Source organism: Paraburkholderia sp. CNPSo 3274 (genome assembly GCF_024206475.1).
Lineage (GTDB): Bacteria > Pseudomonadota > Gammaproteobacteria > Burkholderiales > Burkholderiaceae > Paraburkholderia.
Genome location: NZ_JAMBPR010000016.1, coordinates 1 through 15,347, shown reverse-complemented (window position 1 = coordinate 15,347; position 15,347 = coordinate 1). Strand labels below are relative to the sequence as shown.

15 protein-coding genes are annotated in these 15,347 nt (G+C 67.4%); 9 read left to right on the top strand and 6 right to left on the bottom strand.

Annotation, left to right across the window (positions count from 1 at the left end):
* The first annotated feature begins 11 nt into the window (after positions 1–11).
* The 9 genes from kdpC to M3I54_RS13135 all read left to right on the top strand — a co-directional run bounded on the left by kdpC (position 12) and on the right by M3I54_RS13135 (position 10,263).
* Positions 12–590, top strand: coding sequence for a potassium-transporting ATPase subunit KdpC (gene kdpC / locus M3I54_RS13175; protein ID WP_254336489.1), 579 nt, complete (start codon positions 12–14; stop codon positions 588–590).
* A 132-nt stretch (positions 591–722) separates the two neighbouring features.
* Positions 723–3,620 (top strand): sensor histidine kinase KdpD, encoded by a 2,898-nt coding sequence (locus M3I54_RS13170; RefSeq protein WP_254336487.1) that lies wholly within the window; start codon positions 723–725, stop codon positions 3,618–3,620.
* Positions 3,613–4,311 (top strand): two-component system response regulator KdpE, encoded by a 699-nt coding sequence (gene kdpE / locus M3I54_RS13165; protein WP_069265302.1) that lies wholly within the window; start codon positions 3,613–3,615, stop codon positions 4,309–4,311. Before M3I54_RS13170 ends, kdpE begins: the two co-directional genes overlap by 8 nt.
* Before the next feature lie 101 nt (positions 4,312–4,412).
* A complete protein-coding gene (sugE, locus tag M3I54_RS13160) occupies positions 4,413–4,733 on the top strand; it encodes a quaternary ammonium compound efflux SMR transporter SugE (RefSeq protein ID WP_254336485.1) in 321 nt (106 codons plus the stop codon).
* A gap of 210 nt (positions 4,734–4,943) precedes the next feature.
* Positions 4,944–5,558 (top strand): DUF4126 domain-containing protein, encoded by a 615-nt coding sequence (locus tag M3I54_RS13155; protein WP_254336483.1) that lies wholly within the window; start codon positions 4,944–4,946, stop codon positions 5,556–5,558.
* Positions 5,559–5,737: 179 nt separating this feature from the next.
* A complete protein-coding gene (locus tag M3I54_RS13150; protein WP_254336658.1) occupies positions 5,738–8,287 on the top strand; it encodes an ABC transporter permease in 2,550 nt (849 codons plus the stop codon).
* Between the two features lie 86 nt (positions 8,288–8,373).
* The gene (locus M3I54_RS13145) at positions 8,374–8,784 is read left to right on the top strand and encodes a group II truncated hemoglobin (protein ID WP_254336481.1); all 411 of its coding nucleotides are present in this window, start codon (positions 8,374–8,376) and stop codon (positions 8,782–8,784) included.
* 157 nt (positions 8,785–8,941) lie between these two features.
* Complete coding sequence (locus M3I54_RS13140) at positions 8,942–9,679, top strand: alanyl-tRNA editing protein (RefSeq protein ID WP_254336479.1); 738 nt, start codon at positions 8,942–8,944, stop codon at positions 9,677–9,679.
* Entirely contained in the window at positions 9,676–10,263 is a 588-nt protein-coding gene (locus tag M3I54_RS13135) for a DUF924 family protein (protein ID WP_254336477.1), read from the top strand. The genes M3I54_RS13140 and M3I54_RS13135 overlap by 4 nt, the downstream gene beginning before the upstream one ends.
* A gap of 19 nt (positions 10,264–10,282) precedes the next feature.
* Here M3I54_RS13135 and M3I54_RS13130 read toward each other — a convergent pair whose 3' ends face one another.
* From M3I54_RS13130 to M3I54_RS13105, 6 genes are all read right to left on the bottom strand, one after another.
* A complete protein-coding gene (locus tag M3I54_RS13130; protein ID WP_254336475.1) occupies positions 10,283–11,029 on the bottom strand; it encodes an SDR family oxidoreductase in 747 nt (248 codons plus the stop codon).
* Between the two features lie 59 nt (positions 11,030–11,088).
* Positions 11,089–11,673 carry a TIGR00730 family Rossman fold protein gene (locus M3I54_RS13125; protein WP_254336473.1) on the bottom strand — a complete coding sequence of 195 codons (585 nt, stop codon included), beginning with the start codon at positions 11,671–11,673 and terminating at the stop codon, positions 11,089–11,091.
* A gap of 13 nt (positions 11,674–11,686) precedes the next feature.
* Complete coding sequence (locus tag M3I54_RS13120) at positions 11,687–12,409, bottom strand: TetR/AcrR family transcriptional regulator (RefSeq protein ID WP_254336471.1); 723 nt, start codon at positions 12,407–12,409, stop codon at positions 11,687–11,689.
* Positions 12,410–12,603: 194 nt separating this feature from the next.
* Positions 12,604–13,311: a diacylglycerol kinase gene (locus M3I54_RS13115; protein ID WP_254336469.1), complete on the bottom strand. Its 708-nt coding sequence runs from the start codon at positions 13,309–13,311 to the stop codon at positions 12,604–12,606.
* Between the two features lie 116 nt (positions 13,312–13,427).
* Positions 13,428–14,459, bottom strand: a complete 1,032-nt coding sequence (locus M3I54_RS13110; protein WP_254336467.1) for a glycosyltransferase family 1 protein — start codon at positions 14,457–14,459, stop codon at positions 13,428–13,430.
* Positions 14,460–14,529: 70 nt separating this feature from the next.
* The coding region (locus M3I54_RS13105) for a UDP-2,3-diacylglucosamine diphosphatase (RefSeq protein WP_254336465.1) at positions 14,530–15,347 on the bottom strand (818 nt) is incomplete at its 5' end.

Sequence of the window (15,347 nt, the reverse complement as noted above, 5' to 3'; positions counted from 1 at the left end):
AGGAAGCCAAAATGAAATCGCAGTTTCGTCCTCTCATCGTGATCTTCGCCGTGCTGACGGTCATCACCGGCCTCGTGTATCCGGCCGTGATGACCGCGTTCGGCCAGGTCGCGTTCCACCGTCAGGCCAACGGCAGTCTCGTCGAAGTCGACGGCAAGGTGGTGGGCAGCTCGCTCATCGGCCAGCAGTTCGACGCGCCCCAGTACTTCTGGGGCCGTCTCTCGGCTACTTCGCCGATGCCGTACAACGCGACGAGCTCGGGCGCCTCGAACCTCGGGCCGACCAACCCGGCGCTCGCCGACGAGATCAAAGGCCGCATCGCTGCCCTCAAGGCCGCGGGCACCGATGTCTCGCAGCCCGTTCCCGCCGACCTCGTGACGTCTTCGGGCAGCGGGCTCGACCCCGAGATCTCGCCGGCCGCGGCCGTCTACCAGGTGGCGCGCGTGGCGCAAGCGCGCCATATGAGCGCGAACGACGTGCAGGCGCTCGTGGACCATTATACGAAGGGCCGCCAGTTCGGCCTCTTTGGCGAGCCGCGTGTGAACGTGCTCGAGCTGAACCTCGCGCTCGACGGCAAAGAGGTTAGCTGAGCGAGAACGTTGAACCGCACCGCACGCTCGACGCCTGGCGCGTCGAGCGTGCGGTTTGCCATTTCCGCGCCACGGTGAGACGATCTTTCGTGCCCCAGGTGCAACCCAGGTGAAATTCATTCCGACTTCCGCATGAACCGCCCCGATCCCGACGAACTGCTCGACCGGCTCCAGCGCGACGAAGAAAAACGCCGCCGCGGCAAGCTGAAGATTTTTTTCGGCGCGTCAGCCGGCGTCGGCAAGACCTATGCAATGCTGCAGGCCGCGCGCCGCCGCGCCGAGGAAGGCGTGGATGTGGTGGTGGGCATCGTCGAGACGCATGGGCGCAGTGAGACCGCCGCGCTCACCACCGGCCTCGAAGTGATGCCGCGTCAGCGCATTGCTTACCGCGGGCGGCTGCTCGAAGAGTTCGATCTCGACGCCGCGCTCGAACGTAAGCCACAGCTCGTGCTCGTCGACGAGCTGGCGCATTCGAACGTGGCCGGCGCGCGTCACATGAAGCGCTGGCAGGACGTGTACGAACTGCTCGACGCGGGCATCGACGTCTATACGACCGTCAATGTGCAGCACCTCGAAAGTCTCAACGACGTGGTGGGGCAGATCACGGGCATTCGCGTGTGGGAGACCGTGCCCGACCGGGTGTTCGACCGCGCCGACGAAGTCACGCTCGTCGACCTGCCCGCCGAAGAACTGCTCGACCGCATGCGCGACGGCAAGGTCTACATGCCGGCGCAGGCGGAGCGCGCGGTGCGCAACTTCTTTCGCAAGGGCAACCTGATCGCGCTGCGCGAGCTTGCGCTGCGCCGCACCGCCGACCGCGTGGACGCGCAGATGCGCGAGTATCGTGCCGACCGTTCGATCCAGCACGTGTGGCAGGCGCGCGAGCGCCTCGTCGTCTGCGTGGGGCCAGGGCCCGAGGCGAACGCGCTGGTGCGCGCCGCCGCGCGGCTCGCCGCGAGCCTGAAGGCCGACTGGATCGCCGTGTACGTGGAGACGCCGAAGCTCCAGCGACTGCCCGATGCCGTACGCGAGCGCACGCTCGGCGCGCTCAAGCTCGCCTCCGAACTCGGCGCCGAAACGGCGACGCTCGCGGGCGAGGACGCCGCGACTACGCTAGTCGGCTACGCGCGGCTGCGCAACGTGTCGAAGCTCGTGGCGGGCGGGTCGCTGCGCACGGGCTTTTCACGCTGGGTGAAGCGCCCGTTTGGCGAGCGCCTGGCCGAGAAAGCCGGCGACGTCGATCTCACGCTCGTGCGCGCGAGTGCGGGCGAAGCCGTGCGTGGGGGCAGCGAGCCAGGAGGTGCGGCCAGTGCGGCCACGCGAGCTGCCAACGCCTGGCGCGATGCGCTTGCGGCCGGGGGCACCGAGCGCTCGCCGCCGCGCGCCTACGCGGCCGCGCTCGTGATCTGCGCGTGCGTGACGCTCATCGCGAGCCAGCTGATCGACCGCATCGACCTCGCGAATCTCGTCATGTTGTATCTGCTCGGCGTGATCTTCGCGGCGACGAAGCTCGGACGCGGTCCGGGCGTGATGCTCTCGTTTGCAAGCGTCGCAGCGTACGACTTTTTCTTCGTGCCGCCGCGCATGTCGTTTTCGGTGACGGACACGCAATATCTGCTGACCTTCGTCGGCATGCTGCTCACTTCGCTCGTCATCAGCCACCTCACGTCGAGCTTGCGCCGCGAGGCGAGCGTCGCGCAGCGGCGCGAACAGCGCACCGGCGCGATGTACGCGATGGCGCGCGAGCTGGCCGCGGCGCTCACCACGGAGCAGATCGTGGCGATAGGCAGCCGCCACGTGAGCGAAGTGTTCGGTGCGCGCGTGGCGCTGCTCCTGCCGGATAGCGTCGACAAGGTGCAGCAGAAGATCGAGGAGCCCGATCCCAAGATCATGCTCGACGCCGCTAACCTCGACATCGACGTGGGGCAGTGGGTGTACGACCAGCAAAAGCCCGCGGGCAACGGCACCGACACGCTGCCGGCGGCCGTGGCGCGCTACTTGCCGCTCAAGGCGCCGATGCGCACGCGCGGCGTGCTCGCCGTCGTGACGCGCGACGCGCGCGAGCTTCAGGTGCCCGAGCAGCAGCGCATGCTCGACGCGTTCGCCGCGCAAATCGCGCTCGCGCTCGAGCGCGTGCACTACGTGGACATCGCGCGCGACGCGCTCGTCAACATGGAGTCGGAGCGGCTGCGCAATTCGCTGCTCTCGGCCATCTCGCACGACCTGCGCACGCCGCTCACGACGATCGTCGGTTTCTCGTCGATGCTCGCGCAAACCCATGAGCCCGAGGATGCGCAGGACTCGCGCTCGGGCGAGCTGATCGAGGCGATTCACGACGAGGCACTGCGCATGACGGGCATCGTGACGAACCTGCTCGATATGGCGCGGCTGCAGGCGGGGAGTCTCAATCTCAATCGTCAGTGGACGCTGCTCGAGGAAACCGTGGGCGCCGCGCTTGCCGCTTGCCGCCGCGTGCTCGCGCGGCACCCCGTGCAGGTGAAGCTGGAGGAAGGCCTGCCGCTGCTCCAGCTCGACGCCGTGCTGATGGAGCGGCTCTTCTCGAACCTGCTGGAGAACGCGGCCAAGTACACGCCCGCCGGCACGCCGCTCACCATCGCGGCGCGCCGCGTGGAGGAGGGCGGCCAGCCGTTCGTGCGCGTCTCGATCGAAGACAACGGGCCGGGTTTGCCGCCCGGCATGGGCGAGCGCGTGTTCGAGAAGTTCACGCGAGGCGAGAAGGAGTCGGCCAAGCCCGGCATCGGGCTCGGACTCGCCATCTGCCGGGCGATCGTCGAGGCGCACGGGGGTACAATCGGCGCGGCCAATCGCGTTGCCGCCGACGGCCATGTGCAAGGCGCGACGTTCTGGTTTGCGCTGCCCGTGGAGTCGCCGCCGCCGCTGCCCGCCGATGTGACCGATGCGCCAGAGGCACACGAAGCGCTCGAGCCGCTCGAGGCCGTCCCACGGGAGGCCGCCCCACTGGAGGCCGCCCCCCCAAAAACCATCGATCCGAAACCCGCAAATGAGTGACCCGAGCATCGCCGTCGTTCTGATCGAAGACGAAAAACAGATTCGCCGATTCGTGCGCGCAACGCTGGAGGGCGAGGGCATCGTCGTGCACGACGCCGAGACCGGCAAGCAGGGCCTCGTCGAGGCCGCCACGCGCAAGCCCGACCTCGTGATCGTCGATCTGGGCCTGCCCGACACCGACGGCCTCGACGTGATCCGCGAACTGCGCGGCTGGAGCGATCTGCCAGTGATCGTGCTTTCGGCGCGCACCCAGGAAAGCGAGAAAGTGGCCGCGCTCGACGCCGGCGCCGACGACTACCTCACGAAGCCGTTCGGAGTGTCCGAGCTGCTCGCGCGCATTCGCGCGCAGCTACGGCGGCGCAACCGCGGCGGGGCGAACGAGGTGCCGCAGGTGAGCTTCGGTGCCGTAAACGTCGATCTGGGACTGCGCCAGGTCACGCGCGAAGGCGCGCCCGTGCATCTCACGCCGATCGAGTACCGCCTGCTCGCCACGCTCGTGCGCGACGCGGGGCGTGTGCTCACGCACCGGCAACTGCTGCGCGAGGTCTGGGGGCCGTCGCACGTGGAAAGCAGCCATTACTTGCGCATCTACATGGCGCATCTGCGGCAGAAATTGGAGCGCGATCCCGCGCAGCCGGAGCACATCATCACGGAGACGGGCGTGGGGTATCGACTGGTCGGCGTGCAGTAAGCCTGCACTGCGCCGGGGCTATAATTACAGGTCTGTAAGGACGACCTTGCGGAATGTTATGTCAACGGGGACGGCCCCATTTTTTAAATGGAGCGTTCCCCATGTCCTGGTTTCTTCTTCTTATCGCTGGCCTGCTCGAAGTGGCGTGGGCCGCCGGTCTCAAGTCTTCCGAAGGATTCACGCGACTCTGGCCCTCGGCGTTCACCGTGGTCACGGCGCTGGGCAGCTTCGTCCTGCTCGCCATGGCCATGCGTCAATTGCCGCTCGGCACCGCCTATGCGGTGTGGACGGGCATTGGCGCGGTCGGCGCGTTCGTGTTCGGCATCGTCATGATGGGTGAGGCAGTGAGCGCCGCGCGTGTGGCGAGCGCCGCGCTGATCGTGCTCGGCCTCATCGGACTCAAGCTTTCTTCGGCCGCCTGATTAAATCCACTGCGCATACATCGGTCCGGACCCTATGCCGCGGCGACGCAACACCGCTGCGGCACCGCAGCGAGCGTGGCTATAATGGAACGGTCATAACCCGATAACACTCCGCGCCGCATGAGCGGCGAGCGTGTGCGCACAGCGCCTGCTCTCCCGCTTCCCGCGTGGAGCGCCGGCGCCCCGGCCGCGCCGCGCGAGGAGGCAGCCATGCTGGAACCACTTTCGCTAGCAGCGGGCCTGTCCTGGGGCAGCGGCCTGCGCCTCTATCTCACGGTGCTGATGGCCGGCGTCCTGCAACGTCTTGGCCTGATTCACCTGCCCGACACGCTTGCCGTGCTCGCTTCGCCGTGGGTGATCGGCATTGCCGCCGCGCTCACGGTGCTCGAATTCCTCGCCGACAAGATCCCTGCGTTCGATTCGCTCTGGGATGCGGTGCATACCTTCATCCGCATTCCGGCCGGGGCCGTGCTCGCGGCCGGCGCGCTCGGCCATGCAGATCCGGCGCTGTTGACCGTCGCCGCGCTGGCGGGCGGCACGCTCGCGGGCACGGCGCATCTCGCCAAGGCGGGCACGCGCGCGCTCATCAATCTTTCGCCTGAGCCGGTGTCGAACGTCGTCACGTCGAGCGCCGAGGACGGCATGACCTTCGTCGGCGTGTTGCTCGCGTTGTTCGTGCCGCTGCTCTTCCTCGTCATGCTCTTGGCGTTCCTCGTGCTCGCGGCCTGGGCGCTGCCGCGCCTGTGGCGCGGCGTGCAGGGCGGTTTCCGCGGCATGGCGATGCACATGGTTTCGCGACTTTCGTTACGAGGTCGTCACGATTGAGCGGCGGCACGCCTTCTTCCTCCAACGCAAAGCCTCCGCGCAGCGAAGGCGGCCCGGGGTTCGTGCAGGCTGAGCCGCCGGCTGCGGCGGGCGGTCCGGGCGCTCCGGGCGGCCCGCGTAGGCCGGTGGCCGTGCGTACCACGCCAGGCTGGTCCGATCTCGTGCATCTTGCCGCGCGCATGACAGCGCGCGACTGGCGCGCGGGCGAACTCACCATGCTGCTGCTCGCGCTCGTGCTCGCCGTGGCGGCGCTCGCCAGCGTGGGTTTTCTTGCCGACCGACTGCAGCGCGGCCTCGAGCGCGATGCCCGGCGCATGATCGCCGCCGATTTCATCGTGCGCGCCGATCACCCCGTCGATCCCATGTTCGCGCGCGAGGCGCAGTCGCTTTCGCTGCGCACGGCGACCACGACGATCTTCCCGAGCATGGTGAGTTCGGGAGCGCCACAAGCTGCTGCAGCGGCGGGCGCTTCCGCCGCCCCGGGCGCAACGGCCACTCGCCTTGCCGCCGTCAAGGCCGTCTCGGCGGACTATCCGTTGCGCGGCGCGCTGCGTATCGCCGCGGCGCCGGGCGCGGCCGATTACGCGGCGCAAGGCATTCCGCCGCCCGGCACCGTGTGGGTGGACGACGAACTGCTCGACGCGCTCAAGCTCCATGTCGGCGACACGGTGAAGGTCGGCACGCGCACCTTCACCGTGAACGCGCTCATCACGAAAGAACTCGACCGCGGCTTTTCGTTCGTGAACTTCTCGCCGCGCCTCATGATGCGCGCCGACGAAGTCGCGTCGACCGGTCTGCTCGGCTATGGCAGCCGCGTGACTTACCGCCTGCTCGTGGCGGGCGCCGATCCGGCCGTCGCGCAATTCGCGTCCTGGTCGCGTGCGCGCGTGGACGGCGGCAAGATGCGCGGCGTCGCACTCGAATCGCTCCAGGACGGCCAGCCTCAGGTGCGCCAGACGCTCGACCGCGCGCGCCACTTCCTCACGCTCGTTTCGCTCCTGACGGCGCTGCTCGCGGCGGTGGCGATCGCCATGGCCGCGCATCGCTACACGCGCCGCCATCTCGACGCATGCGCCGCGATGCGCTGCCTCGGCGCGAGCCAACGCACGTTGCGCACGCTTTTCGTGCTGGAGTTCGCGGGGCTCGGACTCGCGGGCGGCGCAGCGGGCGTGGCGCTCGGCTACGCGGGTCATCTCGCGCTGCTGGCGTGGCTCGGGAATCTCATCGACGTCGTGCTGCCGCAGCCCGGACCGTTGCCCGTGCTCGAAGGCATCGCCGCGGGTCTCGTGCTGCTGCTGGGCTTCGCGCTGCCGCCGCTCTTGCCGCTCACGCGCGTGCCGCCGGTGCGCGTGCTGCGCCGCGAGTGGGGCGACGAAGGACGCGCCGCGTGGGCGGCATATGGCATTGGCATTGCGCTCTTCGCGGGGCTGCTCGTGATCGCGGCGGGGGAGTTGAAGCTGGGCGGCATCGTCGCTGGCGGTTTCGCGATCGGGCTGATCGTGTTCGCCAGCGTGGCGCGCGCGGCGCTGTGGTGCGCGGCGCGCGTGGCGCGCAGCGCTCGCCTCTCCGGTCAGGCGCGCGCGGGCGTGGGTTGGCGCTATGCACTGGCGTCGCTCGAACGGCGGCCGGGCGCAAGCGCGCTCCAGATCACGGCGCTCGCCATCGGCCTCATGTGCCTTTTGCTGATCGCGATGACGCGCAACGACCTCGTCGAAGGCTGGCGCAAGTCCACGCCGCCCGACGCGCCCAACGAGTTCCTCATCGACATCCAGCCCGACCAGCGCGACGCCGTGGCCGCCTGGCTGCGCACGCATGGGATTGCCGGGTCTGCCGACAGCGATCTCCAGCCGATGGTGCGCGGGCGCCTCATCTCGATCAACGGCAAGCCCGTGAATCCCGACTCGTACAAGAGCGAGGACGCGCGCCGGCTCGTGGATCGCGAGTTCAATCTCTCGTACACGACGAAGCTGCCCGACGACAATCGCATCGAGGCGGGCACCTGGTATGGCGATTCGGGCACGCCGCAGCTTTCGATCGAGCAGGGACTCGCGAAGCTCATCAACGTGAAGCCCGGCGACGTGCTCAAGTTCGACGTGACAGGCCTGGAAGTCACGGCGCCCGTGACGAGTGTGCGCAAGCTCGACTGGGGCTCGTTCAAGGTCAACTTCTTCGTGCTGATGCCGCCCGGACTGCTGCGCGATTTTCCGGCGACGTACATCACGAGCTTTCACCTGCCGCCACGGCAGCGCCAGGTCGTGGACGGTCTCGTGGCCCGCTATCCCAACGTCACCGCGATCGACATCGCGCCGATTCTCGCGCAAATCGAACGCGTGCTGGAGCAGGTGATCGGCGCGGTGCAGTTCCTCTTTCTCTTCACGCTCGCCGCGGGCGTGCTGGTGCTCTACGCGGCGCTCGCGGGCACGCGCGACGAGCGCATGCGCGAGTCGGCGCTGCTGCGCGCGCTGGGGGCATCGCACCAGCAGGTGCGCGCGGTGCAGGTGGCCGAATTCATTTCCGTGGGTGCGCTCGCGGGGCTCATGGCGGCGCTCGGCGCGCAAGCGGTGGGCTCGGTGCTCGCCACGCACGTGTTTCTCTTCTATCTGCCGTTCGATCCGTGGCTCCTGCCGGCCGGCATCGCCGCAGGCGTCGTGTGCGCGGGCGTGGGCGGTTGGATCAGCTTGCGGCACGTGCTCGCGCGCCCGGCGCTGCAGTCGCTGCGCGACGCGTGAGGCGGCCACCCGCCACGCGCCGCTGTGCGAAAATCATTCGTCTAGGGCAGTGCGCTGCCGTCCCTCTTTTTTCCTGATTCAACCGTATGACCGATCCAGCCGACGAAGCGCCGCAGAAACCCACGGCCTTCGAACTCGTCGGCGGCGAGGCGCGCGTGCGCGAACTCGTCGACCGTTTCTATGACCTGATGGACCTCGAGGCCGATTTCGCGGGCATCCGCGCGATGCATCCGCAAACGCTCGACGGTTCGCGCGACAAGCTGTTCTGGTTCCTCTGCGGCTGGCTTGGCGGCCCGGACCACTATATCGAACGCTTCGGTCATCCGCGCCTGCGCGCGCGCCATTTGCCGTTCGCGATCGCCTCGCCCGAGCGCGACCAGTGGCTGCGCTGCATGGCCTGGGCGATGGAAGACGTGGGCCTGCCGGAGCCGCTGCGCGAACGCCTGCTGCACTCGTTCTTCGATACCGCCGACTGGATGCGCAATCATCCGGGTTGATTCACTGCGCCCGATTGTTCCGGTCCATGGGCCAGTACAGTCAGGCGCTCACGCATCGCGGCCGTCCGGCGGGATGTTTCGCCTCGCGGCCATAATGGCCCTTTGGCTGGCGACCGGCTTCGCGGGCCGCCGTACGCAAAACAAGGAGACACCCACGATGACGACCACCCGCGCGCTCTTTCGCGAAGACGCCTATCTCACGCAGTGCGAAGCGACCGTGCTTGCCGTTGGCGAGGACGGCGTGCGGCTCGACCAGACCGTGTTCTATCCGCTTGGCGGCGGCCAGGCTGGCGACGCCGGCGCGCTGGTGCTCGCCGACGGTACGCGCATCGAGATTGCCGACACACGCAAGGCGAAGTTCGAAGGCGCGACGCCCGACGACGCGCTCCACGTTCCCGCGCCCGGCCAGGACGCGCTGCTCGCGCGTCTCGCCGGGGGCGAGCGCGTGCGCGCCGAGATCGACTGGGCGCGCCGTCACCGGCACATGCGCCTGCATACGGCGAGCCATTTGATGTGCGCGGTGCTGCCATACCCCGTGGACGGCTGCAGTATCACGACCGACTATGCGCGCCTCGATTTCGCGACCGTCGACCCGATCGAGCGCGACATGGTGGAGGCGCGTCTCGCTGAACTCGTTTCGGGCGCGCACGCGGTGGCGACAGAATGGATCACCGACGAGGAAATGGCGCAACGCCCCGAACTCGTGCGCACGATGAGCGTGAAGCCGCCGATGGGCCTGGGCCGTGTGCGCCTCTTGCGTATCGATAACGTCGATTTGCAGCCCTGCGGCGGCACGCACGTGCTCAACACGCAGGAGATCGGCGCGCTGCGGGTGGCGAAGCTCGAGAAGAAGAGCGCGCGCACGCGGCGACTCGTGCTGGAACTGGCGGAATGAATCTCGAAGCGCGTGCGCGCGAGGTGCTCGACTTCTGGTTCGGCGCGCCGGGCTCGGAGGAATTCGGCCGCGAGCGCAAGATGTGGTTCCGCAAGAACGCCGCGTTCGACGCTAAGCTGCGCGAACGCTTCGGCGCGCTGCTCGACGCCGCGTGTGCGGGCGAACTCGACGCATGGTGCGAGACGCCCGAAGGCGCGCTCGCGCTTCTGATCGTGCTCGACCAGTTCTCGCGCAACTGCCATCGCGGCACACCGCACGCGTTCTCCGCGGACGACAAGGCGCTCGGCATCGCGCGCATGATGGTGGCGAGCGGCGCGGATCAGCGCTTGCCCGCGCTGCAACACCGCTCCTTCGCGTATCTGCCGTTCGAACACGCGGAAAGCGCCGAAGCGCAGCGAGAATCGCTGCGTCTGTTCGGCGAGCTGGCAAAGGAACCCGAGGGGAAGGGCTACTACGATTACGCGGTGCGCCACGCGAAGGTCATCGAGCGCTTCGGGCGCTTCCCGCATCGCAACGCGCAACTAGGCCGCGTGTCCACGGACGAAGAGGCCGCGTTTTTGCGCGAGCGGGGTTCGTCGTTCTAGCTGAATTCAGCGCGCGACTTCAGCGTCCGCCGCTCACGTCGAGCAGGGCGCCTGTGACATACGAGGCGGCATCGCTCAGCAACCACACGATCGTTTGCGCGACTTCGTCGGCGCTGCCGGGCCGGCCGAGCGGCGTTTGCGCGCCGAGCACGGCCGCGCGATCGGGGCGGCCGCCGCTCGCGTGGATTTCGGTGTCGATGAGGCCGGGGCGCACCGCGTTCACGCGCACGCCCTGCGGGCCGAGTTCCTTGGCGAGCCCGATCGTCATCGTGTCGACCGCGCCTTTCGACGACGCATAGTCCACATATTCGTTGGGCGAGCCAAGCCGCGCGGCCGCCGAAGAGACATTGACGATCGAGCCGCCGTCGCCGCCGCGATCCTTCGACATGCGCCGCGCCGCTTCGCGTGCGCACAGAAACGCGCCGTACACGTTCACGTCGAACATGCGCTTCAGACGCTCGGCGCTCATGTCGGCGACCTGGCTGCCGGGCGCCACGATGCCCGCGTTGTTCACGAGCGCATCGATGCGGCCATAGGCCGATTCGAGCGCGTCGAACATCGCGACGACGTCTGCCTCGCTCGCTACGTCGCCGCGCAGCACGCGCGCGTGGCCGCCAGCGCGGCCCACTTCGGCGGCGGTTTCGTCGGCGGCCGGTTCGTTGTGCAGATAGTTGACGCCCACGGTCCAGCCGTGTGCGCCAAGCAGACGCGCCGTCGCGCGGCCTATGCCGCGGCTCGCGCCGGTGATCAGGACAACCTTGCCCATCGCGATGTACTCATCGTAGTGACTGCGGTTAGTCGAGGGGACGGCGGCAAGCGGCTGGATCAAACGTTATCGCGCAAGTCCGCCCACTTGTCCTTCGCAGGCGCGTGATAGCGCTTGAGCCTGGCGATCAGCGCGGCCGGATCGCTGTCGGTTTGCAGCATGTCGCGGTAGGTCTGGCGCATGAAGCCTTCGCGCACGGTGTGATCGAGCAGCGCCATGAGCGGATCGTAGAAGCCGCTGATATTCAGCACGCCCACCGGTTTGCGGTGATAGCCGAGTTGCGCCCACGTATAGACCTCGAACAGCTCTTCGAGCGTGCCCGCGCCGCCCGGCATCGCGACGAAGGCGTCGGAGAGGTCGGCCATCATCTTCTTGCGCTGGTGCATGTCGGGCACGACATGCAGTTCGGTGAGGCCCACATGGCCCACTTCCTTGTCCACCAGCAGCTCGGGGATCACGCCGATGGCGCGGCCGCCGCCCGCCATCACCGTGTCGGCGATCACGCCCATCAGTCCGACCTTGCCGCCGCCGTAGACGAGCGCGAGGTTCGCGGCGACGAGCGCACGGCCAAACGCCTGCGCCGCTTCGGTATAAATCGGATTGGCTCCAGGCGAGGAGCCGCAATATACGCAGACTGCTTTCATTCGGCTTTGGCCTTTATTCCCGGTTGTCCTTCGCGGCGCCCGCGCCTTCGCGCGGCGGCAGGTAGTCGTAGAACTCTCGCTTGGGCAGCTTGCCCGAGACGAGGTCGTCGAACAGCTCGCGCGCGCGGCCGCGCAGGTACGGTGCCATCAGCGAGACGATCTGCACGCTCACCTGGTGCAGTTCGTCGCGAATTGCTTCCTGGTCGTTGTACTTGCGCGGATTCATCACGAACTGGTACGAGAGCCAGTAGGTGGCAATCACGCCGATGTTGGTCGAGATCACGTCGATCTCGGCGGGCGTGGCGACCATGTCACCGTCTTCCATGAGCTGCTCGCAGAACTGCTTCGCGAAGTGCACCTTGTGGCTGATGATCTGCTTGAAGTGCATCTCCAGCGTGCGGTTGCGCGCGAGCAGGTCGTTCAGGTCGCGATAGAGAAAGCGGTAGCGCCACGTGAAGTCGACCATGTACTGCAAGTACGCCCACATCTCGTCGATGGTGGCGCGATGGTCTTCGGGAAAGCGCAGACGCTTTTCGATCTCCTGCTCGAACTGGCTGAAGATGCTGTTGATGATGTCGTCTTTGTTGCGGAAGTGGTAGTACAGGTTGCCTGGACTGATCTCCATTTCCTCGGCGATGGTCGTCGTGGTGACGTTCGGCTCGCCGATCTCGTTGAACAGTTTCAACGACAACTCAAGAATCCGTTCGCGTGTACGGCGGGGAGGTTTGGCATCCATGTCGTCCGGCCCTGAAAATGCAGTGCCGGGCTCAGGCGCCCGCCAGTATGTTGCGGTGCGCGCGGCCCGGACGCGGTTGGTCGTTATAAGACTGTCGTTCGATTATAAACCGACGGCCCGCGCGCACCGACAGCTTGCGCCTGTCAAGAGCGTGGAAGAGTGACGAGGCCCCCGCGGTGCGGGGGTGTGGGGCGCTAGAGCAAGCCGATTCCGTGCAGCAGCAGCGGCCCGAAACGGGGTACGAGGATCAGCCCCCAGGTCAAGACGCAGAGCAGCAAGGCGAGCGTCACCGCTGCGCTGCCCAGGTCCTTGGCGCGTCCGGAGAGCTCGTTGCGCTCGAGGCCGATGCGGTCCACCGCGTTCTCGATGCTCGAATTGAGCAGCTCGACGATCAGCACGAGGATCACCGAGCCGAGTAGCAGCACGCGCTCAACGGGCTCGACCGGAATGAACACGCCGATCGGCACGAGGATGGCCGAGAGCGTGAGCTCCTGGCGAAACGCGCTTTCCTCGCGGATGGCGGCGCGAAAACCCTTGATCGAGTACTTGAGCGCTTTCCAGGCGCGGGTGACGCCGCGGTTGCCCTTGTAGGGGTTGAAGGGCAGTGGGGCGAGCGGATCGTCGGGGCCGAGCGGTTCGTGCAGATGCGGCGGCTCGGGCGGCTCCAGTGCGGCAGCGGTCGGTGCAACGGGCGCGGGAGGATTGGCGGGCTCGCTCGCAGTTGCAGATGCGGCTTGCGGCGCAACGCCAGGTGCGGCAGCGGCGGAAGCGGGCGCGCGCGGATCGAGCGCTTCGGCAGCGCGTGCGGCGCGCGTAGTGCCGCCGGCACTCTGGCGGGCTGGCGGATTGGGACTGCGAGCGCCCTGGGCGCTATGTGGCGGTGACGGAGGACGTGGCGTCATGGTGGTGCCAAGTAGAACCCCAGTATCGCACGCGTGAGAGGCGGTTGCGCCGGGGCCGTCAGTGTCCCCAGCGCGCTCGCGGACGATCGATGCGCGGACCATAGCCGGCCTCGCGCTCAGGCAGCGGCGCTGGAAGGCTCCATCGTCGCGCGCGTGCGCGGCTTGAGATGCGCGGCGAATTGCTCGGAGGCCGCGCGCCACGAGAAGCGCTCGGCCCAGGCGCGCGCCTCGGCGCGGTCGATCTTCAACGCTTCGAGGCACGCTTCGCGCAGGTCGTCGTTCATCGAGCCTGCGCCGCCCGTGCCCAGCACGTCGATCGGGCCCGTCACCGGGTAGGCGGCCACCGGCGTGCCGCATGCGAGCGCTTCGAGCAGCACGAGACCGAAGGTGTCGGTGCGGCTCGGGAACACGAATACGTCGGCGGCAGCGTAGACCTTCGCGAGCTCGGGCTGGCTCAGGACACCCAGGTAGTTCGCCTGGGGATAGCGCGACTTCAATTCGGCAAGCGCCGGGCCTTCGCCGCATACCCATTTCGAGCCCGGCAGATCGAGCTTGAGAAACGCCTCGACGTTCTTTTCCACGGCCACGCGGCCTACATAGAGGAAGATGGGGCGCGCCGTATTGAGCACCTTGGATTCCATCGGCCGGAAGATGTCGAGGTCCACGCCGCGCGTCCACAGCACGACGTTCGTGAAGCCGAATTTCTCGAGGTCGGTCTTCACGACGGGCGTGGGGGCCATTACCGCGAGCGAAGGCTTGTGGAACCAGCGCAGGAAGCGGTACGTCACCGAGAGCGGAACGCCGAAGCGCGCCTGCACGTACTCGGGAAAGCGCGTGTGGTAAGCGGTCGTGAACGGCAGGTCGTGATCGATTGCGTAGCGGCGCGCGGCGAGTCCGAGCGGGCCTTCGGTCGCGATGTGGATCGCATCGGGCCCGAACGCGCGGATGCGTTCGTGCAGATGCCGCTTCGGAAACAGCGAGAGCTTGATTTCCGGGTACGTGGGGCACGGTATCGTGCGGAACTCCAGCGGCGTGAGCAGTTCAACCTGATGCCCGAGCGCGATGAGTTCGCGCGTCGTGTTCTTCAGCGTTCGAACCACGCCGTTGACCTGCGGCTCCCATGCATCGGTCACGATCATTACTTTCATCGGTCGTCGGCCCTCTTGTCGTTCGGTAGTGCGGTTATGACTGCCGCTGCGTAGCGGTAGCAGTTGACACTCAGGCGGCGCTCACGCGCGCCTTGCGCGTCGAGGCTTGCGTTTCTGGCGCGCGCATCACCGTCCAGTAGACGATGCGCAACTCACCCTCGAACGTCTCGACGAGCGCGGAAAGGCTCTCCACCCAGTCGCCGTCGTTGCAGTACAGGATGCCGTCGATGTCGCGGATCTCAGCCTTGTGGATGTGGCCGCAGACCACGCCGTCGCAGCCCCGGCGGCGCGCTTCGTCGGTCATCACGCGCTCGAACGAGGAGATGAAGTTCACCGCGTTCTTGACCTGATGCTTGAGGTACTGCGAGAGCGACCAGTACTGGAAGCCGAGCTTCGCGCGCACGCGGTTGAACCAGCGGTTGAGCAGGAGGATCAGCGTGTAGGCCGAGTCGCCGAGATAGGCGAGCCACTTGGCGTGCTGGATCACGCCGTCGAAGAGATCGCCGTGCACGACCCACAGGCGTTTGCCGTTGAGCGTCGTGTGAAAGGCTTCCTCGCGCACGTGGATGTCACCGAACGCGAGATTGCAGAACTGGCGCGCGCTCTCGTCGTGGTTGCCCGGGATGTAGATGACCTGGGTGCCCTTGCGCGCCTTGCGCAGCACTTTTTGCACGACGTCGTTGTGCGCCTGCGGCCAGTACCAGCCCTTCTTCAACTGCCAGCCGTCGATGATGTCGCCCACGAGGTACAGATACTCCGACTCGTTGTGGCGCAGAAAATCGAGCAGATACGATGCCTGACAGCCGCCCGTCCCGAGATGGATATCGGAGAGCCAGATCGTGCGGTAGCGGGTGGGATCGGGATGGTCGTCGTCGTGAGAGCCGGTGG

Bases quoted from the DNA above. Each gene is read 5' to 3' on its own strand.
- kdpC (WP_254336489.1), top strand. From the start codon at position 12: ATGAAATCGCAGTTTCGTCCTCTCATCGTGATCTTCGCCGTGCTGACG.
- M3I54_RS13170 (WP_254336487.1), top strand. From the start codon at position 723: ATGAACCGCCCCGATCCCGACGAACTGCTCGACCGGCTCCAGCGCGAC.
- kdpE (WP_069265302.1), top strand. From the start codon at position 3,613: ATGAGTGACCCGAGCATCGCCGTCGTTCTGATCGAAGACGAAAAACAG.
- sugE (WP_254336485.1), top strand. From the start codon at position 4,413: ATGTCCTGGTTTCTTCTTCTTATCGCTGGCCTGCTCGAAGTGGCGTGG.
- M3I54_RS13155 (WP_254336483.1), top strand. From the start codon at position 4,944: ATGCTGGAACCACTTTCGCTAGCAGCGGGCCTGTCCTGGGGCAGCGGC.
- M3I54_RS13150 (WP_254336658.1), top strand. From the start codon at position 5,738: ATGACAGCGCGCGACTGGCGCGCGGGCGAACTCACCATGCTGCTGCTC.
- M3I54_RS13145 (WP_254336481.1), top strand. From the start codon at position 8,374: ATGACCGATCCAGCCGACGAAGCGCCGCAGAAACCCACGGCCTTCGAA.
- M3I54_RS13140 (WP_254336479.1), top strand. From the start codon at position 8,942: ATGACGACCACCCGCGCGCTCTTTCGCGAAGACGCCTATCTCACGCAG.
- M3I54_RS13135 (WP_254336477.1), top strand. From the start codon at position 9,676: ATGAATCTCGAAGCGCGTGCGCGCGAGGTGCTCGACTTCTGGTTCGGC.
- M3I54_RS13130 (WP_254336475.1), bottom strand. From the start codon at position 11,029: ATGGGCAAGGTTGTCCTGATCACCGGCGCGAGCCGCGGCATAGGCCGC.
- M3I54_RS13125 (WP_254336473.1), bottom strand. From the start codon at position 11,673: ATGAAAGCAGTCTGCGTATATTGCGGCTCCTCGCCTGGAGCCAATCCG.
- M3I54_RS13120 (WP_254336471.1), bottom strand. From the start codon at position 12,409: ATGGATGCCAAACCTCCCCGCCGTACACGCGAACGGATTCTTGAGTTG.
- M3I54_RS13115 (WP_254336469.1), bottom strand. From the start codon at position 13,311: ATGACGCCACGTCCTCCGTCACCGCCACATAGCGCCCAGGGCGCTCGC.
- M3I54_RS13110 (WP_254336467.1), bottom strand. From the start codon at position 14,459: ATGAAAGTAATGATCGTGACCGATGCATGGGAGCCGCAGGTCAACGGC.